Source organism: Xanthomonas sp. 3058 (assembly GCF_014199765.1).
GTDB lineage: Bacteria > Pseudomonadota > Gammaproteobacteria > Xanthomonadales > Xanthomonadaceae > Xanthomonas > Xanthomonas campestris_B.
On sequence record NZ_JACHOF010000009.1, the window covers coordinates 1 to 26,230 of the forward strand.

Sequence of the window (26,230 nt, forward strand, 5' to 3'; positions counted from 1 at the left end):
AACGCAACGATGCGCTCGCGCAGTTCGCCATTGCGGTCTTCGCGTGGGCAATAGCGCAGCGCACTGGCGCTCATGCCGATCGCTGCCAAGGCGCGACGCTCGCTGGCACCACGCCCGATCCACTCGCGCACCAGCGTACGACGCGCCGGTGCGCTTACCACTTTTTTCGCAGCGCATCCTTGATCAGGTCGTTCTCGAACACCTGCTCGGCCAGCAACTTCTTCAGCCGCGCGTTCTCGGACTCGAGGTCCTTGAGCCGCTTGGCATCAGGCACGCTCATCCCGCCGAACTTGCTGCGCCACAGGTAGTAGGAGGCCTCGCTGAAGCCATGGCGCCGGCACAGGTCCTTGATCGCCACGCCGCTTTCGGCTTCGCGCAGAAAGCCGATGACCTGCTCGTCAGTAAAACGTTTCTTCACGTCCAATCTCCTTCGGGGTAGGGAATTGGACTCCAAACTGGCGTGCTACTCAAAATCGGGGGGACGTCGTATGAAAACCAGGAACGATATCTCAGCGGAAACTAAGCCGAAAGATGCGGAAGTGCGGGAAACCCGCATAGAGCGAGCGATTCGTCTACTGCAGACGACGGCTGGTGACAGCTTCCAGCTCAAGCTTCGGGAGTTCAAGGCCTTCTATCCAGGCGTTGTCGCCGCCCGCCACAACAAGATGAAGACCAAGCAGATCCTTAAAATCGTTGCCGATGGTGGGCTGAAGCTCTATCCCGCTCTACTAGAAAATCTGATGAAGGCAATGGAACGGATTGAGGGCATGCCTATCTGCCAGCAGTGCGGTCAGACCCTGAATACCGATGAAGCCGATACGAGCACGGGCATGTTCGGGTCGAATAGTGGCGAACAGCCACCGGAACCGCCGAGCGGACTTCCTTAAGCAGCCTAAGTAGTTCTCGACCGATCCGAAAACGACTCCAGCCCTCGGTCTCTGGACCGAGGGTTATTTGCCCATATCAACGAGAATCCAAAGTGAACAATTTCCAACACTCTTTTCCATTTGAAATGCTTCCCAAGGCTGGGGACTTCCCCCTTCCGAAATTCCAAGCCGCCATCCAGGAATGCCTCAACGCACGCAAAGTCCCAGTCAAGATGCCTTACTTCACAGCAGCCGCGGCTTATTGTTCTGCGGCTCAGTTGTTGTTTGACGTGGAAACACCGAACGGTGGCAAATTCGGAACCAACATCTACGCACTGGTAAGCGCCAATTCTGGCGAGGGCAAGACTAGTGTTCGCCATGATTTCTTCCGTGCCTTCGATGAAATCCAATCCGATCTCAAGCATCAGTTCAACCAGGCCGAAGCATCTTACCAACAGCAGGAAGATCGCTGGAAGCGCGAGGAACAAGTGCTATCGGCAAATCTAGCGACAGCTGTAAAGAAGGGACTAGACATTGAAGCAATTAAGGAGCGTTGCGATGAGCATGACCGCCGCAAGCCTGCCGGACCTCGCGAGTTTAACTTGTCCATGAAGGAGCCGAAGTACGCGCCGTTATTGCGAGCGCTGACAGACTTCCCTTGCACAACGATCATCTCAAGCGACTGCGCAATGTACCTCCGCTCCAGCATTCTTCCTTCCGACACGCTGTTTTGCGACACCTGGAGCCACGAGACGATCAATGACCCGCGTGTCAGCGTGGCAAGCTATTACTGTGAAGATCCCCGACTAGCCATGCTACTGATGATTCAGCCAAACAAGCTGGCCTCCATCGTTAAATCTGTGGTCGGAGCAGCGGGGCTGGATTCCGGCCTCTTCGCCCGTATGGTTTATTGCAACTCCGAACGCTCTAACGGTGGCCGCTTCTTGGACATCAATTCCGCCAATATGCCAGTGGAGACTCGCTATCGTGACGAGTTTAATCGCAACATGAAGGAGATTCTGCTCGAAGGAGTCCAAGCTATTTCTTCTCCCGGTTATAGCCGCAAGGTGCTGCGTTTTGGGACAGAGGCAGCCAAAATCTGGATGCTCTATTTCAACTACATCGAAGAGCAACGCCAGCTTGGCGGACGCTACGAAAGAGCAAATGACTGTGCTGCAAGGCTTGCGGAGAACGCGGCTCGAATGGCTGCGGGATTTCATGCAGCCGAGCGATTCGAAGGCGATGAAATCGGGGTGGAATGCCTTTTGAGCGCCATTGCAATCTGCGACCACTCCTCGCAAGACTATATGAAAACCTTCATCCCTGAAGATCCTGATGAAGTCGATGCAATGCACCTGTACGAGTGGCTGAGAGAGAAGCTAGGCAGTCAACCGACTCACAGCGTCGGTCGAGTCCCACTGCAAATGGATTACGATCGCGTTAGCACCGTATCTCGGCTATCTCCTTCAAGGCGCATGCGCGGCAAGAAGGTCCACAAGCTCCTGGATATCTTGGTAAGGAAGGGACTAATCGAGATTTTTTCAGTGCCGGGAGCACGTGGCCAGACTACTGAGAAAGTTCGTCTAATAAGTCGTCCCCAGTAGACGCCGAGCAGGCAGGCAGGGGGGGGGAAGTCGTGCAATCGTGCGAACCCTTCGCACGATTGCACGGTTACCTTAGGGTTGCCTGTCTGCTTGGTTCCTCCCTGGCACCTGTAGCGCCCTACTTCCATCTGCAGCCCACTCCCGCCCTTGAGTAGGCAGACCAGCGTTACCCCTTGACATGCCAACCACCGAGGACAGAGCTGGCCAGCACAATTATCTACACCGATTTACCTTCCAGTCTTTCACCAGAATTTTGGTAGCGCTTCTTTCCTCTCTCTCACAAAATTCACCGCACCTTATTCACACATTTACCGCGATTCCCTTCGGCCTTCTCGTGGCGATTCTTGGGCTAAGCCATACCCCGTTCCTGGTATTGATGCTTCTCCGCAACAGCCGTTAAATTCTGTGCCGCAGCAGACCCTCCAAGATAAGAATGAAGAGCATTTAACTTTTAGACCGCATTTATCCATATTCAGGAAGCGGTATGTTCTTTGACTATGGGAGCATGCCCTCCCCGAATTCAATCCACGGACACTAATATCCATAACCAATCCAATGCGGATATGGATAACTTCATCAGGCACATGAGTTCCCTCACTAAACCACACTCCCATCACGCTCTGTGATTGCCCACATTGATTCGCTGATCGGTATTTTTCTACCGAAAGGGTAACCGTATGTACGGATACACCGTACAGCCCCACACACCCCGATCAGACAACAGCGCACTCGCCTCCATTGGTGGCCTCTGTTGATCAACCACACATGGGGGAGGAATGAGGAGGCGCACTTAACGTTTCTCGAAATGTGTGCCTGCCCACGCCTTCCTGCGCAACCGGAGAAGCACCAGTGTTCGAGTTCCATGCAGAGATCAAGAAGGGCAACAAAGGTAGCGCCGCCGAGCACTGCCGGTACGATGCCCGCATGGGCAAGTGGGCTGCTCAAGATGACCTGCTCGCTTTTGCCTTCGGCAACATGCCCGAGTGGAGCCGGGACCATCCATTGACGTTCTGGAAGTACGCTGACGAGTGGGAGCGCAATGGCGGCGCCGCCTATCGAGAGTGGATCATTGCCCTTCCCAATCAGCTGAGCATCGAGACCAACATCGCTTTGATGAAGGAGATCGCGCAGGCTGTTGTCGGGCCACGCCCTTGGCAGGCCGCCCTGCATGGCCCAGAGGCAGAACTTGGCGGGTGCATCAATCTCCACTGCCATCTGATGTACTCCGATCGCCCTGACGACGGCACTGCACGTCCTGCCGATCGCTACTTCACCCGTTACAACCCTGCCCATCCCGAGCGTGGCGGCTGCAGGAAGCTCAGTGGCGGCAAGACACCGTTCGAGATGAGCCAGGATCTCGTCGCATCTAGGATGACGATCTGCACGATCATCAATCGGTACCTGGCCGAGGCAAGCTTATCGTGGCAGGTCGATCACCGCAGTTTCAGAGCACGCGGCATTGATCGCAAGGCCGAAACGCATCTGGGAAAAGCGCAGATCAGGCACATGAGCCAAGCACAACGGGATGAGTACGTCGCCAACCGCCAATCCGCCCACAGCTTGTGAGGCTCGGCTACAGACAGCGCTGTCATTAGTTACTTGGGGTCCGTAGCTTTTGCTAGCAGGAACTTAAGCTGCAACCGCCGTATTGCGCTGGAAACAACGCCAGATCAAAGCTTTACAACGTAGAGCCTATCCATTGTTCCTGGCGATTTCTGCTGGCATTGCTACAGAACGTAGAGCCAGAGGGCGCAAGCAAGAATACTCAAGGAGGTCCGTTGGCGGAGCCATTGACACTTTCATTGCGCTTAGCGGTCTCGGCCACCAGCCTCTTCTCCACATTGATAGCCTATGAAAAAAAATGGCTCGGTGTCGGTACTACGCAAAGGGAGCATCTGCTCCCTTTGCGTAGTGAGGCGGGCACAGATCAGGGAGATGGCTGCACCTGCAGCCACTTCCCTCCATGAAAAACGTACAAGCTTTCCTCTTCCGTCGAGGGGCAGCAGGCCGGATCATCCGGCCCTGGGACAAGCAACGTCACGTGCACGGTGCCTTCCTTCAAGCTCACCTTCTGGGCTGCGACCGCGAAGCCAGAAACCGACGTCGTGCCGGCCAGCTGCAACTGGGGACCTTCCTTGCGTTCGAATGCCGCCAGATAACCGCCCGCACCATTGCCGTTTCCGCTGCCCTCTAAGGTGTACAGGGCCACCACTTCCGGCTTGCCATCCCCGGTCAGATCGCCTTCGACTATCTTCCGCGCATCTTTGTACTCGGTTGCTCCCTCAGCCTTCTTCGCCTCCTGCGCGATGGCAGCATTGATGACCTCAGCGTCAGGTGTGATCTGGACAGCTTCCTGCGGAGGCACTTTCTCTGCCTCGGCTTTTAAGCCCTTGGCGGCATCGCACTGGATAGCCTCGGCCTCTGCTCGCTTGGTACCCGCCGGAACCTCGCAGCCAGCAAGGTTGATATCGCCGGCTTTCGTTACCTCATCTGCTTTGCCACACCCCGTTACGGCTAGCGCGGCTAGCAGGATCATCGCGGACCGGTAAATCTGCTTCATCTTCATTTCCTTATCGCTTCCTGCACTGTTATGCGGCATTGGCCAATTGATCGATGAAGTCCGGGGGCGGAGAGCCCTCGGACTGAATTGCAACAGTTCCTTCTTCCCCGTAATGCGCCTGCAGCTTGTCGAAAGCGCATTCGCAGACAGACTCGCTCCCTCCGCTGCTGGCACAGCTGCCGATGAATTCGCTGCGTGCTTGGCCGGCCCTGCTGATGCTTGGAGCATGCATCAGCAAGGTAGCCAGGACGCTGCACTGCGGGGACAGCAGCCGGTCAGCAGCTGATGGCTCTAGGTTGCCATCTGGATGGTTGTGCGTGAGCAGCCTCCAGTCGATCCTAAAAGATCGGGCCGAGCATCGACTTTTCATAAGACAAGAGCGTCTGAGAGTCGCCTTGGTCCGTTTCTACTCGGTAGCGGAAGTTGCGTTCGCGGCCTGGCTGGTAGTCGTAAGTGATGCTGGCTTCGCATTCGTAGACGTCTGTGTCCTTGTCATAACTCAGGACGCGGATTTTGGATACCTCGTAGTTGTCCGGGATTTTCCGGAAGGCCTCAACGTTAAACATGTCCATGTACTTCTTGGCTTCCGCGCTGCTCTCGTACCACGTCACGCGCTTCTCCACCGCTTTGACGATCACGTCATGGATCAGGTCCATGGTCTCGCTATCACCACAGTCAGGCGTGCCACCGACACAACCCGACAAAAGAACAGACACCAGCACCATGCTGACTGAGACGATTCCCTTCATTTGATTCCCCTGTGTTGTTAGGTGACCGAGTTGGACATAGGGCGATTGGGCTAGCTTAGACATCGCCAAATGCTAATTCTAGTATGTCGAATAGTAGTATTCAAACCCAGACCATCTCGCGATGGCTCGGGCAGCTCACGAAACTCGGTTGGTCACCGTCTTTGCTGGCAACGTCCGGCGATTGAGAAAGGAGCGCGGGCTGTCGCAGGAAGACCTTGCCGAGGCAGCCGGCGTCCACAGGACCTACATCGGTATGCTCGAGCGTGGCGAGAAGAATGTGACGATCTACAACATCGAGCGCATCGCACTGGCGCTTCGGGTTCGCCCCGGGTCACTTCTCGACTGACAGCAATCCTGTGGCCGGCCCTTCAGGGCTCGGCCACTGAACGTGGAACAAGACGAGTCGATGTACGGCGTGCTGTGCCGAGACCGACCCCAGAGCGGATGTCAGCCCTACACCCATCCCCGGGTAGCCATCGAAACCGCCTGGTGAGCCGTGACCACGAAATGGTCCAGCAGCCGGATCTCCACCAACTGCAAGACTGTCTTCAACTGGACCGTGACAGCTCGGTCGGCTGCTGAAGGCTCAGTGTGGCCACTCGGGTGGTTGTGAGCCACGATGACTGCCGCAGCATTCAAGGCCAGCGCGCGCTGGACAACGATGCGCGGATGCACCTCCGCACCCTCCACTGACCCGGAGAACAAACGCTCTACCCCGACGAGCCGGTGCTGGTTATCAAGGAAGGCAACCTCGAAGTGCTCCCGTATCTCACCGCCCAACCGCAGCCGGAAGAAGGCGCCGCATTTTGAGACATCCCCGAGTCGCGGCCCTGGCTCGCAGGCTCGCTGCTCGAGGATGCGCAGGGCGCGCGCGACGATCTTGTCATCCCGTGCCCGGATGACATCCTGCGATGGTGAAGGCCCGCCACCAGACGGAGCACATGTGCGTGTCTCGGCCTGCATCACGCCACCATCCCCATCACTTCCTCCCACGCGCGCTGCTTGATCTTGGCTCCCTGCCCAAACCAGGCCGCATCCCGGCGGTGGTCGTCACTTCGAGCACGTCGATGATGATCGACGTGCTCAGTGATGGCGTTGAGCAGACCCCAAGCCGTCGCTCGGCTGGAAGCAAGCCTGGATCCTCGCCCATCGCCCTCATACAGCGCGCGCACTTTGGCCACCGCCTGTTCGTTGACCACATGAGCCGCATCGGGAGTGGTGTAGGTCAACACACGGCGCAACAGAGCATCGGCAGCGTCTGGGTCTACGGGGGATTCGCAAAGAGCCTTCATTCGGTCGACGAAACCGCCCCAGGCCGAAACCGTAATGCCGAGCTGTCGCTTCACGAGGTCCGGATCGAAGTGGCTTCGGTGCGGCACCTTGATGGCGCCACCACTGTCTCCCAAGGCAACCGCAAGGGTGTTGTTGCAGACCACCCGGATGGAGGTGAACTGAGCCGTCGTGGCCAGCGTCCCATCACAGGCAGTGGCCAGGAGAAGATAGCCGTCCACTCTGTCTCTCCCCCGAAGCACGGTGCTCTGACCTGTCCTGGCCAGCGCCCAAAACTTGCGCCCTTCCCTCAGGACACCGGCCGTCTCGAGCTCAAATCCGTTGTACGCCGTCAGATCCCGGTAGAACTCCAGGATCTGGCCCGGCTGCACGACCTGGAAGCGCTTGGACACGACTGACAGGGGCAAACGCGTATCCGAGCGATAAAGCACCTTCTGCTCCGGGAAGGCATGGATCACGCCAAGGTTGTGGCTACCCGCAACGTAGCGCACCTCCGCCTCCTCTATCTTCCAGTCCATGCCCGCCTGCCGCTTCCATACGTCGATGGGCTGCCGCGGGGCCAGCCGGTTACCCACGCCTTGCCAGGGTATATCCCCGGCGTAGGCCATCGTTTCGATCAAGTGCATTTCTATCTCTTCGTTGTTGACGGCAAAAACGCACAGGGCCCGGACGACGCCGGGCCCTGTGCGGGGTGCCTTATGTAGTTGGGTTCTAGTCGAACGGGTCGACCAAGTCACCGCATCGGCTACAGGCCGCGCTCACGGTGCATTTGATGACCCCGGCAAGGACCGCCGTGGCCACCACCATCACGCAGTAGATCAGCTCGACCCTGCTCTTCATCCTTACAAGCTCCAACAGAGGCACTATGGGCGCAGCACCTAGACGCGAAGCCACATCACTGCAAGCTCCATGAGGGTGATATGGGTTCGAAATTTCGTCGAATCGTGGGCTGCGATATATCGCCTGGCAGACCTCTTATTGCGTCAGCTCACTACGGAACGACAACGGCCTAGCCGTAGCAGCTCCACTGAGTCTTAGTAAGTCAGACGGATGAAACCGTCCTCGTGTCCACTAACGCCTGCAAATGATCGTGGAGCGACCTTGGGATTTGCCCTCCCGTGAGGAGCACGCCTGCTTCCATATTCTGCTCCATCGCATGGCCGGTCAGGTTGGCGCTGGTGATGAAGCAAACCTCACCATCGGCGACCGCGACTTTGGCGTGAACCCGCCCGCTTGAGAACTTGGCCGCTCGTTCATGCCAAGCGAAGAGCTTCGCGGATGGGACCAGTGCGCGCAGCTTTCCAATCACGTCAAACGAGATGCTGCCGCCGTGATCCTGCGACGATTCGAGCAGCATTGAGATGCTCACGCCGCGCGAGCTGGCTTCGTTCAATGCCCTCACGATGGTCGAGACGTCATAGGCCACGAAGCTGCTGACGAACAAGGCCTGCTTGGCCGTACCGATAACTTGCAGTAGCGCCTGTTCGGTTCGTCGAGCGGAGACGAAGGGCGTAGTCGGACCCGTCCACACGAGTTCCGTGGACTGATGCTTAGACACGTTCTCGAACGCATGGCTGGCGGCGAGCAGCATCAAGGCCAGTTCACTGGAACCAACCGACGTGGCCTTCCAAGCATCGACGAGCCGTTCGACAGCAACCTTGGCCGTGGAAGTGCCGACGACATCCGACAGGGCGACGTTCGTCATCGGTCTCTCGGCCTTCCGAATCGCGCCTGCGAGCGCCCGAACCTTCTCCGGTGAAATGAGACAGGCCACGGCTGTGACGGTTTCCAGCAACCTTTCCATGTCACAGCCCCGCGAAGAACGCGGCATCGCCTCGTTCGAGGGTCTGTACCAGCAACGATCTGTCGAGGTATCGGTTGCCCCGTTCGCACGAGGTTTCGGCAACCAGGCTGCATGAATGGCAGGCTGCCGCGTGCAACGAACGGTCTTTGCCCGGATCGTGTTCCGAACAAAGCGGATCGGACGAACATATCTTCGATCGGTTCAGCGCCTGCCGGAGCAACCGACCGAGGTTTTCCGGCTTGCCGAGATCGACGAGGCCACCCAGCGTCCCATCGGAATCGGCTGCTGCCGTGTAGATGAGGATGCCCGCTTGGGGATTCGCGCCCGACACGTCGGCGTAGATGCGTTCGCGGATGCTCGCCGCGTTGTAGCCGCATTCCAGCGCCAGCTCGCGGATCAGCAGGTGCGAAAGCGTGTGGAGCATGGCGTACCGAATGCCGGGGTAGCCATCGTTCGGGTCGAGATGGCGTGAGTTGCGCCATCCGCGATGCCCCCCCTCAAGCATCCGATCGACATTCTTGACGCCAGCCTGCGCCTCCCATGTCCGCAGCGCTGCCTCATCGAACTGGATGAAGATGCCCTCACCGTGAACCTGATTCGCGGGCACCCAATCCGATTTGCGGCGCGCGAGGCCCGCCATATGCGGTCGCTCGTTCGGATCGCTCGATTCTTCAGGAGCCTCCACGCGGGTGAAACCCAACAAGGCATTGACCTCGCGCAGCCTCTCCAGTAGCAGCACTCTGTCGATCCGATTCTCGAAGCCAGTGGGCGTGGCCACTTTCTTGCTCATAAAGTGCGGGTAGTCGGCAGGCGGATTGGCCGACGTCAGCACTTCCCACTCCGGCCCCTTGATATCGGCCTCGCCGACGACCTCCTGCCCGCCACCGTTGCGATGGGCTTCGATGGCCGCCCAGATGTTAGGTGCCGAATGTTTTTCGATGCCCGGGAGTCCGCCAGTCAACTTCAGCGTTTGCACCACGATCGGCACCATAGCCTCAGCCGTGATTCCCTGAAAGACCGCCCATCCGTCCTGAATCAGTTGGCCGAGCGGGTCTTTGGCCTGCGGGATGGCAAGCGCCGACAGGGTGACCGGGAACCAACTGTTCGTCGAACCTAGCAGGACCGCTCGCGCGTCCTCGTCGCACTCCTCGTCGAAATGATCGAGGTGGGGATGCCTGCCTCGACAGCTCGGCAGGTTTTCCTTCCCTGCCTTGCCGAAGGCGTGCGCCATGCTGCGCGATGCGCCGCAGGCATCGCACTTCACCCACAGGTTCTCGGTCTGCAACGAAGCGCCGCTCTCGAAGAAGCGCAGCGTCCCCTTGCACGAGCTGTTGCCGCCGTGGACGAAGTAGCGCCACGGAAAATCGTCGAGGTGGCCGTCGCGGCAGGCCAAGAGGAAACGCGCCGGAACGGCGTCGGCATCCTTCGCGGGCTGGTCGCCCTTGGAACCACGGCACCCCTTGTGGACGAAACGGGTTCGCTCCGGGCGGAAACGGTTTTCCTTGATTTCGAACAGCCCCGCATCGAAGGGCGACAGCAGGCCACACTTCACACAGCGCATCCAGCGCGGGAACGGACGCACGGGAACACCGATGTTCGCCTCCGCCGACCACGGATCGATGAGTTCGCTCTTCTGGAACGGCGGCATGCGCAGGCTCTCCACCTGCGCACCGAGAACCTTGCGGACGGCGGCGAGCAGGCGCGGCTCACCAATAGGCTGGCAGCGGTCCTTCTCCCACTGGTCGATGCCCAACGTCACCACCGAGAGGTTCGGCAGATCGATCAGCGCGCCCGGCCCGTATGTCCAAAGCAGTTGACTGGGGCGGACTTCCCCGACAGGTGTTCTATTCGTGGTCATGGTCAGTCCTCGTCCTTCGGCACCGGACGCGGCTTCCACCCGTGATCGTCCGAGATGTGTCCCGTGTTCATGATCAGGCGCACGCCCGGCTCCACCTCGCGCATCGACATCGGCACCGTCCAGTTGTCCCACGCATGGATGCCCGGCGACTTGACCAGCCCGACCATCGTCGCCGCCTGTGCACCGCGCTTTTCGTAGGCCAGGGTGCGACCGGGCACGCTCACCTTCTTCGCCCATTCGTCCGCGCGCTCCTTCAGTTCACGCTCGGCCAGCTGCTTGATGGTGTTCGTCTCGCTGACATTCCATGCCCGCCGCACCAGCACGTCGATGGCCTCGGTGATCTCGGGCTTGTTGGACTTATCCAGTTCGCCAGCGCCCACGTTCGGGCTGAAGGCATCGTTCTCCAGACGCATCAGAGACAGGAGCGCGCCGGTTAGGCCGCGATCCATCGCCCGTGGCGAGAAAGGCGTCACCGACTGTGCTTCCACATGCTTGTAGAAGGTCGCGTGGTAATGCTCGAAGGTCTCGTAGTGTGAGAGGTCGCGCGGACGCGCCCATGTGAGCACCGTGCAGACCAAGCCGGGGAAGGAACGGCCCACGCGGCTGGTGGCCTGGATGTACTCCGCCGTGCCCTTGGGCTGACCGTTCACCGCCATCAGGCCCAAGCGATTCACGTCCACGCCTACCGACAGCATGTTGGTCGCCAGCACCACGTCGATCGCGCGGGTATCGCCCTCGCTCCATTTCGTCACGTACTTCCCGGTGGCCGCGTCGAGCACGGCCTTGAACTTGACCTCCAGATCGTCGAGGTACTTCGGGATGTCCTGGCTGGAGACGCGCGACGTCAGCTCACGGATAATATTGACGCTACGCTGCGCGAGTGCGGGCCGTTCGACCATGCTCATCTGCACACGGTAGGAACGTGTCTGCACGTCGTCCTCCGCCAGGCGCCGCATCCCGCCCAGTTCTCGCAACGAATTGAAGTAGCCGACCATCGTCATGTACGGGTCGGCGGGCTCGCCGAAACGATCGAACAGGGCCTGGGCTGCGGTAAGGAAGGCGGTATAGACGCGGATCAGCATCGCTGGCCGTGAGCTGCCGGGCGAGCAAACGCCGAGGTAGCGCCGTCCGGGCCGCTCTTCGATCGGGCGCTGCACCGAGAAGTAGTTGTCCTCCACGTCCAAGCCGTGCGGTGGGAACACCGACACGCGCCGCATGAACACGTTGTTCACCTGTTCCTTGGCTTTACGCACCGTCGCTGTGGACGCGACGATCTTCGGCTTGACCGTTTTGCCATCGAGCGTCCAGCCGGACAGCTCATCGACGGCAGATTCGTATAGCCCGACCATCGTGCCCAACGGGCCGCTGATGAGGTGGAACTCGTCTTGGATGATCAGATCGGGCGGGCGAAGGGGGCTGACATGCTTCACCACCGCCGCAGGTAATCCTTTCGCGGCACGATGACCTGTATTGCATTCGCAGTCAGGCCAGAGCAAACCGTGGCGCTCGCATTCCTGGCTCACACGACCGAACAGCGTGCGCACCTGACCACGCCACGCCATCATGGCGAACTTGTCCACGGTGGCGATCATCATCGTCGGCGGGCGGTGGTAGATCTCCTCGTCCACCGTCAGCACCGGGATGCCGGGGTGCGGCGACTTGCTGGATTTGCCACGGGAGAATTCGCAGTGGCCCTTCTTGTCGCCGCAATAGACCAGCGTGCGCCCGCGGTTCTTGTCGACTTCCACGTCGCGCCCCGGCGCGATGTCGGAGCCGCACCACGGGCAACTGGTCAGTTGCACGGGTGACGCCGCCCCGGCGTGGTGTTTGCCGGGATTGCGGATGTCCTCAATGGCGCGGTGGCTGTCATCGGTAGTGCCCGGCGTCACCTTGTTGCCGACCCACAGGCCGATGGTGAATGGCTCGTGGCCCAAGGCGGAATCGCCGCTGGCCAGTGCCTCTCGCCGCAGCATCTCCATCGCACAGATCAGCGCGGTGGCACGCTGGAACTGCTGCAAGGTCAGCAGGCGCAGCGTGTAGCGCATGATTACGGCCAGACCGCGCGAGCCGTCGTAGCCGCCGAGTTTGCCTTGCAAGCGGCGGATCGCCATCGTGAACGCCGCCACGCCCAGATAGGCTTCGGTTTTGCCGCCGCCGGTGGGGAACCACAGCAGATCGGCATGGGCTTCCATCGGCTGCACACGATCCGAATGCATGGGGTCGGCCAGCGACGGGATCGACAGCAGCAGGAACGCCAACTGGAACGGACGCCAGCTCCGGTTCTTCGGCAGGTCGAATTGATCGACCCTTACGTCTCGCCCACGCCGCACTTCGAGCGCGTACAGGCTTCGTACGCGCTGGATTGCCATCGCCCGATTGGCAAAACGGAAGGCGGCCAACGCTTTTTCATCATTCTTCAGCGTATCGATGCCCTGCTGCAAGCGCGATTGGATTTCCTGACAGCGATCCAACGCCTGCGCGGCCTGTGCGTCATATCCGACCACATCCTCACCGATGCGCTCGCGCTGCTCGGCGATCCATACCGCGTAGTCCTGCGTCAGCACGTTCAGGGCATCGACCAACTCGGTGACGCCAAGTGTGGCGAGCCGCTGCATGTCGAGCAGGCCACTCGCCAGCATCTCCTTCATCGCCGGGCGGTCGGCGGGATCAAGACCCGGTGTCTCCGTGACCTGTACCTCGTACTGCGGTAGCACGGTGGTGCGTACCTCGGTGGCCAGCGTCACGTCATCCGCCATCTCGGCGTGGACGGCGATGCCGTGCCCCACCGCAAACTCCACACGGTTGCGGTAGATCATCTCCAGCGATTCGCGTTCGGTGTCCATACCATCGGCGTCCAGCACGGGGCGGCGGCGAAAGATAGCCCCAGTGGCAGCCTCCACTTCCGCGCGCACGATCAGTTCCGGCTGGAACAGCCAGGCCGTATCGCGGTTAGTGTCAGGTTCCTGCTGCGTATTCACCAGGAACAGCGTCACCAAGCGGTCGCCATTGGCGTTCTTGGCGCGGACGGAACCCTGTATCCGCACCGCCGGACGGTTTGCATCCGGTGCCTGATGGTGAACCACACCTTCGGTCAGCGGCAGCACCAGCTTCCCGCCACAGGGAATGCGCTGCCAGACCTTGGCCTTCTGTCCATTGGGGCGAGTCAACTCGTGCTCCCCGTTGGGCACACGCTCGTAGCTGCCCCACCGCGCCTCGACCTCGATGCGTTCCACGTCGCCATCCACACAGAAGGTCATGCCAAAGCTGCTGGGCACCAGCGACTGATTGCTCGCGGCGTCGATTTCGTCCGAGCTGTCCGATTCGGGTTCCACCCGCCCGGTCGCCGTACCGAACTCGGCACCGGGTTCGTGCTGGCCGGGGACAATGGGGTCGGAGGGTTCCTCGACTTCGTCCTCGGCCAGCGGGCCTTCCAGCCCTTCAATGCCTCCCTGAGCATCATCACGCGGTGCCAACTTGCCGACCAGATAACGGTCGCGCACGCCCATGTCCAAGATGCGTTCGTGCGGGCCACCCGCCGGGCCGAGCAGGTCGTCCATCACCGCCAGTTGCAGCAGTTCACGGATGTAGGCTCGATCCTCGACCGGCGGCACGCCAGTGACGGTCTGGTGCAGCGCAGTGGACAAGGCCGCGACGAACTCGTCCCACTGGACGCGTCCGACGTTCCCCGACGATGGCGGTGCCAACGAAACACTGGCCACCGGCACCGGAGCGCCGGTGGCGGACAGCCGGTCAAAGAAGATCGTGGTGGTTTCGAGGTCGGAGCGAAGCCGCAGCACGTGCCCGGCACGGACGATCTCGCCGGCAGGATTGAGCACGAGCACCCAATCGTCCTCGGCAATGGCCTGATACAGGGAACTATCGCCCTTCAAGACCAGGGTGTAGGGCGCGAGCCTGCGATGGGTGCCGAGACCCTGATCGAAAGCAACCCATGCGTTGATGTTCGTACTCACAGACATGTAGAGCCTCACGCTTTCCTGATGGAAACGAGTGTTCCCAAGTGCGCCATGTTTTGCGCTCGGCTTTTTTTCTTGTAGCCCAGCGCATCACAAACTGCTTCGATCTTCTGGCAGAAGATGTCCGCATTCAGCGGAATCATCCACAGATCGCCGCCAGCTTTATCCCGATTGGTGCTCTGCCATTGCATCTCGTCATTGAGCGGATGCTCCGGTCTGAATGGGTGAATATTGAAAATCTTGTGGTCGACCTTGGTTATCCAAGACGCACCGACCTCCGTGATGGCTCCCCACGAGACCTTCGTGTTCTCGCTCGTCACGAAGAGCACGAAAATCTTCTGGGTCGAGTAGCTTTCAACGAAGAACTCTCGGAGGTAGTCATAAATCTCACGACCTTCCGGAACCCGGCACACCTCTTCGTCGCAGTTCGTGTAAAGGATGTCATCGGCAGGGACGTTGTTGAGAACCAGCATCTGATGAATGATGTCGGCAAACGGTTTGTCCGGATAGGTTTGGCTGATGAGGATTTTCTTCTTTTGGGAATCCACTGCCGCTTTCAGCCCGAGGTCTGGACTATTCGCGTTGATGGATTCGGAAATCGCCTTCTCCATCGCATCACGCGGAATCTTCACCCCCAATTTCGCCAGTGCGCTCGCCGCCTCTTCGCTGGCCTTCTTACGGAAGGCATCCACCGATGCCCGCAATCTGGCTTCGGCATCCCTCTGCACCTTCTCTTTCTGCTTCTTCTTCTCGGCGTTCAAGAGATCCGTGTATGTCTCTCGCCGCTTGAGAATATCGGCAAGCAATTCCCTTCTTACGTATTCGCGCACCGCTTCATAACGCGGATCGTCGGACTTGTAGCCCTGACGGTTGCTCAATGCCATGTCCGGCAATTCAGTCAACTCGAACAGATCGACGTGCAACTGGCCGACGACATAGACTTCGTTCAGCTTGTTCTGGCCGACGACGGGGAGAATGTTGAACTCGCCCATTTTTTCATTGGCGAACAGTGAAATGAAGTTGTCTGGAAAGTCGGTCATCTCCGCCTTCCGTCCGCGGGTGGTCTTGTAGGTTCCGATCCAACCCAGGACTTCGAGCGAGTATTCGTATTCCTTCCCGTCGTTGGCCTTCATGGTGACGGGCAAAATCTTCGCTTTCTGTGGCGAGACGAGATCGTTCCGCTTTTTCGGATAGCTGTCAGTGACTAGGTTGCCCAGTGATGCGAATCTGTCGCCCAGCGTGATCAGCGTGCATAGCTCGCCCATGACGCTGCGGTCGAAGTCGTCGATCGTCACGCTTTCGTTGCCGCGAATGACGTGTATCCGGAAGCCTGAATCGACCAGTGGGAATATCTTGAGGAGATTTCGCTTCACGGCTGCCAACGTCTTGTGCAGCCGATACTGCGGATGGCGCATGATGATGGCGGAGCCATGATTCTTGATGCGCTCGAAGACGACCTTGCCATCTGGAATGGCCTTCAGTTCATGCCCATTTTCCGGATGACGAGTCAGCACGAATCCCGACTTTTCCCCTTTGGCGACGGTCAGGACATCGACGTTCTCGGATACGGAAAGCGCCGCCAGCTTGCCGACGCCCTTGCGTCCCATTTTGCGGCGCTTTCTGGACTTCGTGAGTGAGTCCTTCTCTGTCGTCCTCGACACACCTGCCACATTCAGGTACTTGGTGATGTCGCCCGCCTTGTAGGACATGCCGTGGCCGTCATCTTCGACACGGATGTCCTCCTTGCCGGCAATGATGTAAACGTTCTTCGCGTCAGCGTCATACGCATTGGCGATCAACTCCGCCAAGACGTAGTAGATGTTCGTGTAGAGGTTCGGCCCAAGCAGTTCGAGGATGCGCGGATCGACTTCCAGTCGGTACTTTTTCATTCTTCTTCCTCTGCAAGGAAACGATAACGTGCGCCACGCCTTTCGCCTTGTCGCTCGACTTTTCCGCCCGTGATCAGGTCGGTTATCGCGGCGTTCCACTGACCGTCCGTGATGCCGGTGGCGGCGAGGACGTCGGCCTTGGCGTGCCAGCCGTCCTGCACACTCAGGAAACTGAGGATCGTCGTGGTGGGCGTCGCGCCATTGCTGCTGGCAGTAGTCCCTGTCCCGAAGTCGAGTGAGGGCTGAGCCGTTGCGGCGTTGGTGGTGCGACCGACACGCGGGGCACGCGTTAAAGCGCGTGGCGTGGTGTCGCCGTGCAACCCTTCGGCGACCTGTTCCTCGTAATTTTGGTGATTCAGCTCCAACAGGCGACGTAGTACCTCTCTTGCGAGTCCAGTCTCAAGCCCCAGGCGCCGGCCTCTACCGATCTCTCGAAACTCATACTCAACACTTAGGTCATTCCATCCGTACGCCAGCAGCACCTGCGAATCCACATCCTTCAAGGCGGCTCTAAGATCCAAAATGTCAACATCAGAATTGGCTCTGTCGTGAACCCTGTCCATTAAAGCGCCGATGCCATAAGCATGCGTACGCATGGCGGCTCTCCGCTTGGAGTCAAAAACTTCTGCGGCCCTTTCTATCCCACCCACGCTTCTAGGGTGGGGAAATGTCAAGTAGTCAGATGGGTTGTATCGGCGGCTCCCGCTAGGCATGGTCGAGCAATAAGCCCAACACCATTCGGCGTGGATAGACGAAATTAGTACCCCTAACTCGCGATAGCTTTCCGATGCAACAACCGTATGCGGCCCGGAAAATACCTGATCGGCGTCAACAAAACAGAATGCGAGATGCTTCGAGGGAGACGGTTGAAAAATTACTCGTGACAAGCCAGAAATTGCCGTATAAAGACTTGTGCATCTTTCAGCGTATTGCCACCATCGTTCGCGATATGGACGTCTCTTTTGCTTCTCTCGTTCGGGCCTCACTCTCTCAGCGATGCGACGAAGGCACTGCTCATAATCCTCGGCCACTTTGCCGTCAAAGCTTTCGGAGAAATTTTCCCTTGAGAGCGGCATGCCGCCGAAGTCAATGATAAATTTCTTAGCCTCTTGGGTGGGGCTGTCCACAAAGTCTTCGCCTCTCAGAAATTTCCTTATGATTTCTTGAGACTTCGATGAGCCTTCTATGAGTTCACTGGCTTCGTGGGATTCGAGCACAAAACCAGCCCCAAGAATATTTGAACCCTGAAACGCTCTTCCCTTGTTTTTAGCTAAAGCAAACGGCTCAGCAGATGCCGGCGCATCGGCGGTCAAACTTGCTCCAATGCTTTGGACCAACGAATTGCCGAGCCATACCTCTCCTTTCCATGTCCCACTAAAAATCCATGCAAGTGATATCGTCACTGCGGCGGCGCCGGGCCACTCAAGAAGTGGAATGGCTTTATATATCTGACATCCGGAATGGATTACCCTGTTAAAACCTGTCCTGCGACTATCTCCCTCTTTAACTGCGCTTGTTGCGATAAGTCCCCAAGTCCCATTTCTTCTGAAGATTTGGGACACTCTGATAAAAAAGAAGGCGCATAGGTTTGCATTCGCACTTCCGTCCGTGGTGACAATGTTGGTGAGGTATTCAACATAGCTCTGACCAAGAGCGGCACGCATTCTTCGCCCGCCGAGAAAGGGGGGATTGCCAACGATACCGTCGAAGCCTCCACGGTCGCGCCCGAACACCTCCGGAAACACCAACGGCCAATGGAAAGGCCGACGCGCGGGCTTGTCAGCGGGCAGATCGGTCGAAAGCGCCGCGACCGATCCCCTTCGCATCAAGGCGAGCATGTCGCGGTCGCCATCGATGGCCTGTCCAGCCTGGACGGTCAGCGAGGTCAGCGCGTTCTCCAAGCCTGCGCCATTGCCCCCCAACGCGAACACCTCGCCGATGAACGCATCGGCGATGCTCTCCGGCACTTCCAGCCTGCGACGTGCGTCGGCGTCCAAATGCGCCATCACTTCTACGTCGTGGATGTCGCGGATGGGCATTTCGCGCAACCGTTGCCGCAGTTCGATGGCCTCGCGCACGGCCTGTTCGATGTTCTGGCCGAATAGGCGTAGCTGGCCCTGGCCTGAGGGGGTAATCGAAAGCTGCGTAAGCTGATCCAACCGATGGATGCCGAGCAAGCTGTCGCCACAGCGCAGGTTGTGGTCGAGGAAGCCGAAGGGCCGCCCCTTCGCCAGCGTCACCAGCCAGATGGAGAGTTTGGCCAGTTCCACCGCCAACGGGTTCAGATCGACGCCGTAGAGGCAGCGTTCGGCGATGAAGCGACGGGCGACGACGGTGCGCGCCTCGGTGTCGCGCGGCAACACTTCGACGGTGGCATCGGCTTCGATCACTCGCCCATCGACGCCGACCGTGTGGCCGCGCGCTTCGGCGTGCGCCCATGCCTCCACCAGCCGGTCGGCCAACCACCGGCAGGCTTGCACGAGGAAAGCGCCCGAACCCATCGCCGGGTCGCATATCTTCAAGTCGAGCAGCTCGGCGGGTGATTTCAGCGCCCACGCCGCGCGTGGCGTGCCCTGCGCTGGGCCGACATAGGCGATGGGCGTGAGCGTTTCGGCGACGACGGCCTCGGTGAGGGACTTCGGCGTGTAGTGGGTGCCTGTCTCGCGCCGGTCGGAGCCGGTGGTGACGATGAAGGCACCGGCGGGATAGACCAATGGGTAGCCCCAAGGGTCGGTGCGCACCAAATGGCCGAACGGTTTGATACGGTCGCGCAGTGCTGTGTCGCCATTACAGGCCGTCAGCAAGCGATCGGCGAGCGCATCATCCACGGGGCGGGCCAGATCGTTGCGCACGCGGCTGGCGGAACTGCCGGAACGCTGCTGGAGCAGTTCGGCCAAGCGCGCGGCACCATCCAGCCGTGCGGATTCGAGTTCTGCCAACGTCACCCAAGGCGACTGGGCACTCTTGGTGCCGTCGAGTTCCAGCGTGACCTCGGCGGTGCGCTTGACAGTGCGCTCCAGCAAACCCTCATAGACGTAGCCGATCTGCTCCACGTCCAATGCCCGATACGACAGCGTGCGCCCCTGGAATTGCTGGATGGCTTCGAGCAACAACAACACCGTGCGGTTGTCGATCGGCAGTGGCTTAGCGACGTCGGTGCGCCAAATGGAGCCACGGGCGCGGCCTTCAAGGAAGGGGAAGCGGTCTGGATTGAACAGGGAGCCGCCCAGCGCGGGCAGGCGCAGGTTTTCATGCTCGATGCCACCATACACGGCGCGGAAGAGCGCCAGCATGCGCGACCACGCATCCCAGCGGCGCTCCAGAATCTCGTCCGATTCGGCGCGCAACTGCATGCGCAAAGTCGAGAGCGCGTAGTTGGCTTCGTAGCGTTCGTCGCCCAAGAGCAGCAGGCCCCGCTCTTCGGCGGAGAGCAGGAAGACCAGCCGCATCATCACCGTCAGCGCAGCTTCGTAGAGTTCGGCTTCTTTCACGCCGTGCAGCAGTTCGCGGTCGCGGTCTTGGTCGGCCTTGTCGAGCGACTGGATAAGCACTTCGACCGCGCGCCGCACCTGCTCACCCAAGGCGTCGGTCACTTCGTCCTGATACTTCAGAGAGCGGTCGAAGAGCGCGGGTAACCGTTCCGATTCATCGACGAAGAAGCGCCGGATGCCAAGTAAGTGGACGAAGGCTTGCAGGGTGACGGGTTCCTGCGCCCAGATGCGCGCATACCAACTGGCGAAGGTGGTGACCGCGCCCACTGGCGCATCGACCAGCATCCAGCGTTCGCCGTTGGTGACCAGCCCGAGACGGCAGCCCGTGGCGCGGCAGAGCGTCACCATGCGTTCCGCCGGTGTGCTGGCCCAGCCTTCCAGCTTTTTTGTGGCATCGAGATCGACGTCCGGCCCGTAGGCATGGACGAGCATCAGCGGCACGTCGCCATTGCCAACAGCGGCGAAGTCTGGTGCGAGGCTCACGCCGTGTTCGGGCAACGCGATGATCAGGTGCGTGGCGCACCGGTCTCCGCGTTTGAGTACATCGCCACGACCGTCGTCGTCGAGTTCCAGCCCGCGCGACAGCACTTCGTCGATCCATGCCGTGTGTAGATCGGCGAAGCGGGGATCGTCGGTTTCCAGCGCCTCGCGCCATTCGTCGTAGGCTTGCCGCAGCCGCTTGCGCTTGGCCGCATTGAGTTCTTCCAGTCCCTGTGGGAAGGCTTCTTTCAGAACGGGAACGGCGAGGAACGGGCCGGAAATCTCGATGAGCGAGAGCCAGTCGTGGTGTTGGATATGCGTCACCATTCGGGCTCTTCCACGAAAAATGTGATGGTGACGCCGTCATCGGTGCTCGACCAGCGATGCCCACATCCGCAAACCACGGAGGCATGGAGGTCGATATACGTTTTCAAACCGCACTCCTGGCAATGGATACGAGCGCATTTGCATCCTCGACACTGCCCTGCCAGCCACCAGAAAAACAAGCCATCAAGTGGAACTGCGCCGTCTTGATCTAGAACGATGCAGTCCACGCCACAGGCTGGGCACATCTTCCATTTGTCCGGAACAATCAGATCAAGAGCTTCTTCCACTGAGAGAAGCTCAAGGCCACATCCGACATGGTCTGCTTTCCTCTTGGCGGGCTCCGTCCATCCATTCGCTGCAACGACGATGGCTTTGTTGGCACCAACTGCATCTGCGAGGGCGAGAACTGACTCGACCTCTCTTACATCAATTGGGGTGGCATGAAACTTCGCATCGACGACCATCCTGAGTGAGTGCCCCTTGGCCTCAATTTCGATGAGCACGTCGATTTGCCGTGGCTGGCCGGTAATCTTGTCCGGAACCATAACGTTTCTTTTGACGTTACCGAAGTCGTCGATTTGCTCGTAGAACTCGGCGACGGCCTCCTGATACTCCTGCCAAGTCATCATTTCGCCACCCCCGATGCGGATTCAGGCACGACGAAGATCACCGCGACCGGGAAAGTGCGATCGTCGAGCTTGGCGTAGCGGGATTCGATGGTCTGCGTCTCCATCTTGCGCTCGTCGGGGATGCGCGCGAGGCGCGCTTCCAGCGCGGCGATGTCACGGCGGAGCTGCGTGCGTTCGTCCTCGGAGAAGAGCGAGAGCTGTTCGGGTTGCTCGCCTTTCTTCAACTCGGACTGGATCGCCTGCTCCAGTTCATCAAGGACGGTGCCGATGTCGTCGATTTCCTGCTGCTTGCGGGTCTGGAGCGTGTTGGTCAGGTAGCGGAGACGTTCTTTGGAACGGGCATCCACCGTTTTCAGGATGGCTTCCTGCTGACGGTCGAAGCGGACGCGGAGCGCATCGAACAGGGAGGGAACCGCCGTGATCGGCTTCGCTTCGTCCAACCACTGCTGGACACGGGTGACGCCTTCTTCGCGGCGGAAGGATTGGTCGCGCAGGTAGCCGCCCGATACCGTCAGTTCCTCGTGCAGCCGATGGTGGTTGCCGCCGGTGACGACCAGCCGCGAGACGACGACCACGGCGGGGCCATCGACGAGTGCATCCGGCACGGTACGGACGGTGACGCGGTGCAGTTTCTTCACGTCGTCCTGCGCCCAGATTTCGGCGCGCAGAAGGCGCAGGCACATCTGCACCAAGCGATGGTTCAGGTGGACGAGCACGACGTCGTCGCGGCCACTGGCGACGGCGTGGCCGAAAGTGATGGGTCGTATCTTCTGGGTGTGCGGGTGGCGCAGCCCTTCCAGACAGCGCGCCCACGAGCCGGATAGCGCAGGCATCCGGAAGACGCTGCCCGAAGGCGCGCCCGCCAGTTCGACGGGTTCTAGCGGCGGACGGCCTGCCAGCGCGAGGCCGGTCTTCACGGCCATCAGGACGTGATCGGGCGTGAGGTGGAAATCCTGCTTGGTGGTGAGCAGGCGTTCGTGCAGCTTGGCGACGCGCTCCTTCAACTCGCGCTCGGCGCGAACGAAGTTCTTGGCCCGTGCGATCCGCGCCTCAGCGAGACGAGTGTCCAAATCCTTCAAGGAGCCTTCGATCAGACCGGACATCTGCGGCGCGATGACCGGATTGACGCTGCCCATGTCGGCGCGCATCGAGTCCAGCTTTCGCAAGGCGCGCAGGATGTCCTCGCCGTGGCCGCCGACCGATGCGCCGTTCGGGCCGCCACCATCGACCGGATGCCAGATCAGCACTTCCTTCTCGCGCTGCCCGTGGCGGTCTATACGCCCGTTGCGCTGCTCCATCACGTTGGGGTTGTAGGGAATCTCCAAGTGGATGAGCCGATTGCAGTGGTTCTGCAAGTCGATGCCTTCGGACGCCGCATCGGTGGCGAGCAGGATGCGGACGGGCGAATCCTGCGGAGAGGCTTGGAACGCCGCCTTGATGGGTTCGCGCTCTTCTTGGGAGAGACCGCCGTGGAGCAGGCCGAGACGCTCACTACCGAAGCCGTGGCTGGCGAGGATTTGCTGCATCCACTGGTGCGTGGCGCGGTACTCGGTGAACAGGATCACCCGGCGGTCGTTCCACTCGCCGTTGGTCTTGAGATTGACCGTGAGCCAGTCGAGGATGGCTTGGGCCTTGGAGTCGGCCTGATTGCGAGCACGCTGCGCCCATGCCCTCAAGTCATCGAGCATCGCCCGCTGTTCCGGCGTCAGCGGCATCGAGCGGCGCGTGGCTTCCTCAATGGCTTCGGCGTGTGCGTTCTCGACTTCCCTGTCGTCGGCGTAGTCCTCGTCGGCCTTCAGGATGGCCTTGTGGAGGATGCGCTCGGCCATCGCATCCGGCTTCGCGGGCCGTACTTTGGACAACGAGGCGACGTGCTTTTCGAGCGTAGATGCGAATGCTGCTGGCGACGAGAGCAGGCGCTTCTTGAGGAGGCGATTGACGAAGGCCGTGCCGAAGCCGTTGCCCGCTTTCTCGGCGTCCTTTTCGCGGCTGGCGCAGTAGTCGTCCAGTTTGCGGTGAACTTCGCGCTCTTCCGCCGTGTAGGGGACTTCGAGCGCCTGCAAGGTGCGCCGGGCATACAAGGGATTACCGTCCGCATCGAGCAGATCGCTCTTCAAGCGACGGATCATCACCTGGCTCAGGCGCTTTTCGTCTGGGAGGATATTGCGCGCGAAACGCTGGTCGTCGAGCAGTTCCAGCAGCGAGGTGAACGACTCGGTGTAGCCGTTGTGTGGCGTCGCCGTCAGGAACAAACGATGCTGGAAATGCGGGCCGATGGCACGGACGAAGCGCGTGCGCTGGCTCTCCAGCGCGTAGTGCGCGCCTGCGGCGGGCGCGACGTTGTGGGCTTCGTCCACGACCAGCAGATCGAATTTGCGCGGATGGCCGACGTGCGGCGGGATCACGTCGCGCATGGTGCGCAAGCCCTCCCCGCCCTTGGCCCAATCCATCGACGTGATCAGACGCGGATGCGATGTCCACGGATTGGCGTGGATGCCGCGTTCGCGCCGCAACCGTTTGATGTAGTCCGTGTCCACCACGCGGAATTCGAGGCCGAACTTCTCGAGCATCTCGACGCGCCACTTCTCCTGAAGCGACGCGGGGCAGACGATCAGGACGGTGCGCGCGCGATGCCGCAACAGCAATTCCTGAATGACCAGACCTGCTTCAATAGTCTTGCCGAGGCCCACGTCGTCGGCGATGAGCAGGTTGACGCGCGCCATGTCGATGGCGCGCACCAGCGGGTCGAGCTGGAAGTCTTCGATGCTGACGCCGCTGCGGAACGGCGCTTGGAGAAATCCGCGGTCGGCGTTGGTGGCTGCGCCCCACCGCACGGCCTCAAGGAAGGCGTCGAGCATGCCCGAATCGTCCTGACCCGTGACCGAAGGCAGGCCCGCGCGCTCGATGACCTGAGCGCCCGGCTCGATCTCCCAGACGACTTCAAGTTCTTCGCCAAGACCGTCCTCGTCGATCGACGAGAGCGTCACGCAGTGTTGGGGCGCGGCGGTTTCCAGCCCGGCGGCATCGACGTCGGCCACCACCCATTGACGACGGCGCACCTCGACGAGCTGCCCTGGCTCGGGGCGAGCGCGATATGTCTGAGGTTGCCGTTCGTTCTGGGCATCCATGCGATGGCCATCTTCCTTATCAGTTCTTTTCGTTCACACCGGGCGACGTCGCGCGATGCTTCAAGTCGGCCAAAGCAACCAGTTGTGCGACGGTTTGGGCGGCCTCGGTCGGCGACTCGTGCGACCAGAATCGAAGCACCGTCCAGCCGAGGGATCGCAGACGGTCGTTCGTGTCCGCATCCCGTCGCTGGTTCGCTTCGATCTTTTCCCGCCAGAACTCCGCGTTCTGCTTCGGCCAGGTGGCGTGTTCTGGACAGCCATGCCAGAAGCATCCATCGACGAAGACCGCGATCCTTCGACCGGGAAACGCAACGTCGGCGACGCGACGGGGCTTTCTCAGCACTTCGTAGTCGATCCTGTAGCGCAGACCGATGCGATACATTTCCTGCCGCAGCGCAAGTTCGGCGTCCGTGCCCGTCTGCCTCACCTTCGCCATGCGGCGACTGACATCGGATGATGAGGGCACGAGTCCGGGCATCCAATAGTCCTCGTCAGTCCATCACTTGGCCGGAACCGACGCGAGGTGCTGGTCGATGCTGCGAGCGATGGCGCGACCGAGATCGACGGGCACTGCATTGCCGATCAGCCGACCGAGCACCTTGAAGCTGACCTCACCACGCTTCGGGATGAATTTGTAGTCGCGTGGGAAGCTTTGCAAGATCGCGGCTTCACGAAGAGAGATCGCCCGATCCTGCTCGGGGTGGCCGAAGCGGCCATTGCCGAACCCATAGCATTGGGTCGTCATCGTCGGCGCAGGCTTGTCCCACTCCATCCTTCCGTACACGCCTGGATATGTGCGACCGCTGTCGGCGCGGTGGCATTCAGCGACGAGGCTCTGCGGCCAATCGCGCCAAGTACCACCCGGCTTTGAAACCTTGATCCGCTTGAGGTTTGTGTCAGACAGCGTCGAGGTGACGTGCAGTTTGTCCTTGGGCGCAGACTCACCTGCGCTGAGAGGACGCAAGCGTCCGATGGCTTGCTTCACCGTCTTGGGTTTCTTTAGCGTCGGTTCAATCATCTTGATCTTGCCGTGCTTGGAGGCCAGCAACACCATCCGACGTCGCGTCTGCGGAACGCCATAGACAGAACTATCGACGACGTCGTGCCAAACCTCGTAACCGAGTCGTTTCAGCGTATCGACGAAGTCGTGAAACACCTCGTGCTTGGCGACGGTCGGCACGTTCTCCATCGTGATGACATCGGGCATCGCGCCTTCAGCGAGACGCGCAAACTGGTAGAGCAGACCCCACTTGCCATCCTTGCCATCGAGTTCGTAACGCTGAGCATACGTAGAGAACGGCTGGCACGGTGCGCAGCCCGCCAAGATCGTCACATCGGCGTCGCCGAACAACCCATTGAGTTCATCGGTCGTGACAGTGCTGATGTCACGCTCAAGGAATCGGGCTTTGCCGTTGTTCTGTTCATAGGGGAAGCGACAGGCGGGGTCGAGATCAATGCCCGCGACGACGGGGAACCCTTCCAAAATGAAGCCATGCGTCAACCCGCCTGCGCCGCAAAATAGATCGACACACGCAATTTTTTTTTTCATGCCAATCCCCCTTAGTTTCATCTCAATCGCTA

17 protein-coding genes and 1 pseudogene are annotated in these 26,230 nt (G+C 60.0%); 4 read left to right on the forward strand and 14 right to left on the reverse strand.

Going from position 1 to position 26,230, the window contains the following annotated elements; all coding sequences use genetic code 11:
- Nucleotides 1–418: pseudogene (locus GGR61_RS12820) on the reverse strand (transposase); the annotation flags it as partial.
- Between the two features lie 70 nt (nucleotides 419–488).
- On the opposite strand from GGR61_RS12820, the gene GGR61_RS12825 reads away from it, so the two are divergent.
- The 3 genes from GGR61_RS12825 (at nucleotide 489) to GGR61_RS12835 (ending at nucleotide 4,036) form a co-directional block, all read left to right on the forward strand.
- Entirely contained in the window at nucleotides 489–887 is a 399-nt protein-coding gene (locus GGR61_RS12825; protein ID WP_167706739.1) for a hypothetical protein, read from the forward strand.
- A gap of 92 nt (nucleotides 888–979) precedes the next feature.
- Entirely contained in the window at nucleotides 980–2,470 is a 1,491-nt protein-coding gene (locus GGR61_RS12830; RefSeq protein ID WP_184621772.1) for a DUF3987 domain-containing protein, read from the forward strand.
- Between the two features lie 849 nt (nucleotides 2,471–3,319).
- Complete coding sequence (locus tag GGR61_RS12835; protein WP_184621774.1) at nucleotides 3,320–4,036, forward strand: MobA/MobL family protein; 717 nt, start codon at nucleotides 3,320–3,322, stop codon at nucleotides 4,034–4,036.
- A gap of 361 nt (nucleotides 4,037–4,397) precedes the next feature.
- Here the strand turns inward: GGR61_RS12835 and GGR61_RS12840 are convergent, their stop codons facing one another.
- Nucleotides 4,398–5,030 carry a hypothetical protein gene (locus tag GGR61_RS12840; RefSeq protein WP_260287747.1) on the reverse strand — a complete coding sequence of 211 codons (633 nt, stop codon included), beginning with the start codon at nucleotides 5,028–5,030 and terminating at the stop codon, nucleotides 4,398–4,400.
- A gap of 338 nt (nucleotides 5,031–5,368) precedes the next feature.
- Nucleotides 5,369–5,779 carry a hypothetical protein gene (locus GGR61_RS12845; RefSeq protein ID WP_167706732.1) on the reverse strand — a complete coding sequence of 137 codons (411 nt, stop codon included), beginning with the start codon at nucleotides 5,777–5,779 and terminating at the stop codon, nucleotides 5,369–5,371.
- 148 nt (nucleotides 5,780–5,927) lie between these two features.
- Between GGR61_RS12845 and GGR61_RS12850 the strand changes: the two genes are divergently transcribed.
- Entirely contained in the window at nucleotides 5,928–6,125 is a 198-nt protein-coding gene (locus GGR61_RS12850) for a helix-turn-helix transcriptional regulator (RefSeq protein WP_228318198.1), read from the forward strand.
- Nucleotides 6,126–6,232: 107 nt separating this feature from the next.
- Here GGR61_RS12850 and GGR61_RS12855 read toward each other — a convergent pair whose 3' ends face one another.
- From GGR61_RS12855 to GGR61_RS12905, 11 genes are all read right to left on the reverse strand, one after another.
- Nucleotides 6,233–6,742, reverse strand: coding sequence for a JAB domain-containing protein (locus tag GGR61_RS12855; protein ID WP_184621925.1), 510 nt, complete (start codon nucleotides 6,740–6,742; stop codon nucleotides 6,233–6,235).
- Complete coding sequence (locus GGR61_RS12860; protein ID WP_184621778.1) at nucleotides 6,742–7,695, reverse strand: DUF932 domain-containing protein; 954 nt, start codon at nucleotides 7,693–7,695, stop codon at nucleotides 6,742–6,744. Before GGR61_RS12860 ends, GGR61_RS12855 begins: the two co-directional genes overlap by 1 nt.
- 416 nt (nucleotides 7,696–8,111) lie before the next feature.
- Nucleotides 8,112–8,873, reverse strand: a complete 762-nt coding sequence (drmC, locus tag GGR61_RS12865; protein ID WP_167706727.1) for a DISARM system phospholipase D-like protein DrmC — start codon at nucleotides 8,871–8,873, stop codon at nucleotides 8,112–8,114.
- Nucleotide 8,874: 1 nt separating this feature from the next.
- A complete protein-coding gene (locus tag GGR61_RS12870) occupies nucleotides 8,875–10,731 on the reverse strand; it encodes a DUF1998 domain-containing protein (protein WP_184621780.1) in 1,857 nt (618 codons plus the stop codon).
- Nucleotides 10,732–10,733: 2 nt separating this feature from the next.
- Nucleotides 10,734–14,708, reverse strand: a complete 3,975-nt coding sequence (gene drmA, locus GGR61_RS12875; protein WP_184621782.1) for a DISARM system helicase DrmA — start codon at nucleotides 14,706–14,708, stop codon at nucleotides 10,734–10,736.
- Nucleotides 14,709–14,716: 8 nt separating this feature from the next.
- Nucleotides 14,717–16,594, reverse strand: coding sequence for an ATP-binding protein (locus GGR61_RS12880; protein ID WP_184621784.1), 1,878 nt, complete (start codon nucleotides 16,592–16,594; stop codon nucleotides 14,717–14,719).
- Entirely contained in the window at nucleotides 16,591–20,892 is a 4,302-nt protein-coding gene (locus GGR61_RS12885) for a type IIL restriction-modification enzyme MmeI (RefSeq protein ID WP_184621786.1), read from the reverse strand. Before GGR61_RS12885 ends, GGR61_RS12880 begins: the two co-directional genes overlap by 4 nt.
- Nucleotides 20,886–21,521, reverse strand: a complete 636-nt coding sequence (locus GGR61_RS12890) for a restriction endonuclease (protein ID WP_184621788.1) — start codon at nucleotides 21,519–21,521, stop codon at nucleotides 20,886–20,888. The genes GGR61_RS12885 and GGR61_RS12890 overlap by 7 nt, the downstream gene beginning before the upstream one ends.
- Nucleotides 21,518–24,649, reverse strand: coding sequence for a DISARM system SNF2-like helicase DrmD (gene drmD, locus GGR61_RS12895; protein WP_184621790.1), 3,132 nt, complete (start codon nucleotides 24,647–24,649; stop codon nucleotides 21,518–21,520). Before drmD ends, GGR61_RS12890 begins: the two co-directional genes overlap by 4 nt.
- 19 nt (nucleotides 24,650–24,668) lie before the next feature.
- Nucleotides 24,669–25,127: a very short patch repair endonuclease gene (locus GGR61_RS12900; protein ID WP_184621791.1), complete on the reverse strand. Its 459-nt coding sequence runs from the start codon at nucleotides 25,125–25,127 to the stop codon at nucleotides 24,669–24,671.
- A gap of 21 nt (nucleotides 25,128–25,148) precedes the next feature.
- On the reverse strand, nucleotides 25,149–26,198 hold the full coding sequence (locus GGR61_RS12905; protein WP_184621793.1) for a DNA cytosine methyltransferase: 1,050 nt from the start codon (nucleotides 26,196–26,198) through the stop codon (nucleotides 25,149–25,151).
- Nucleotides 26,199–26,230: the final 32 nt, after the last annotated feature.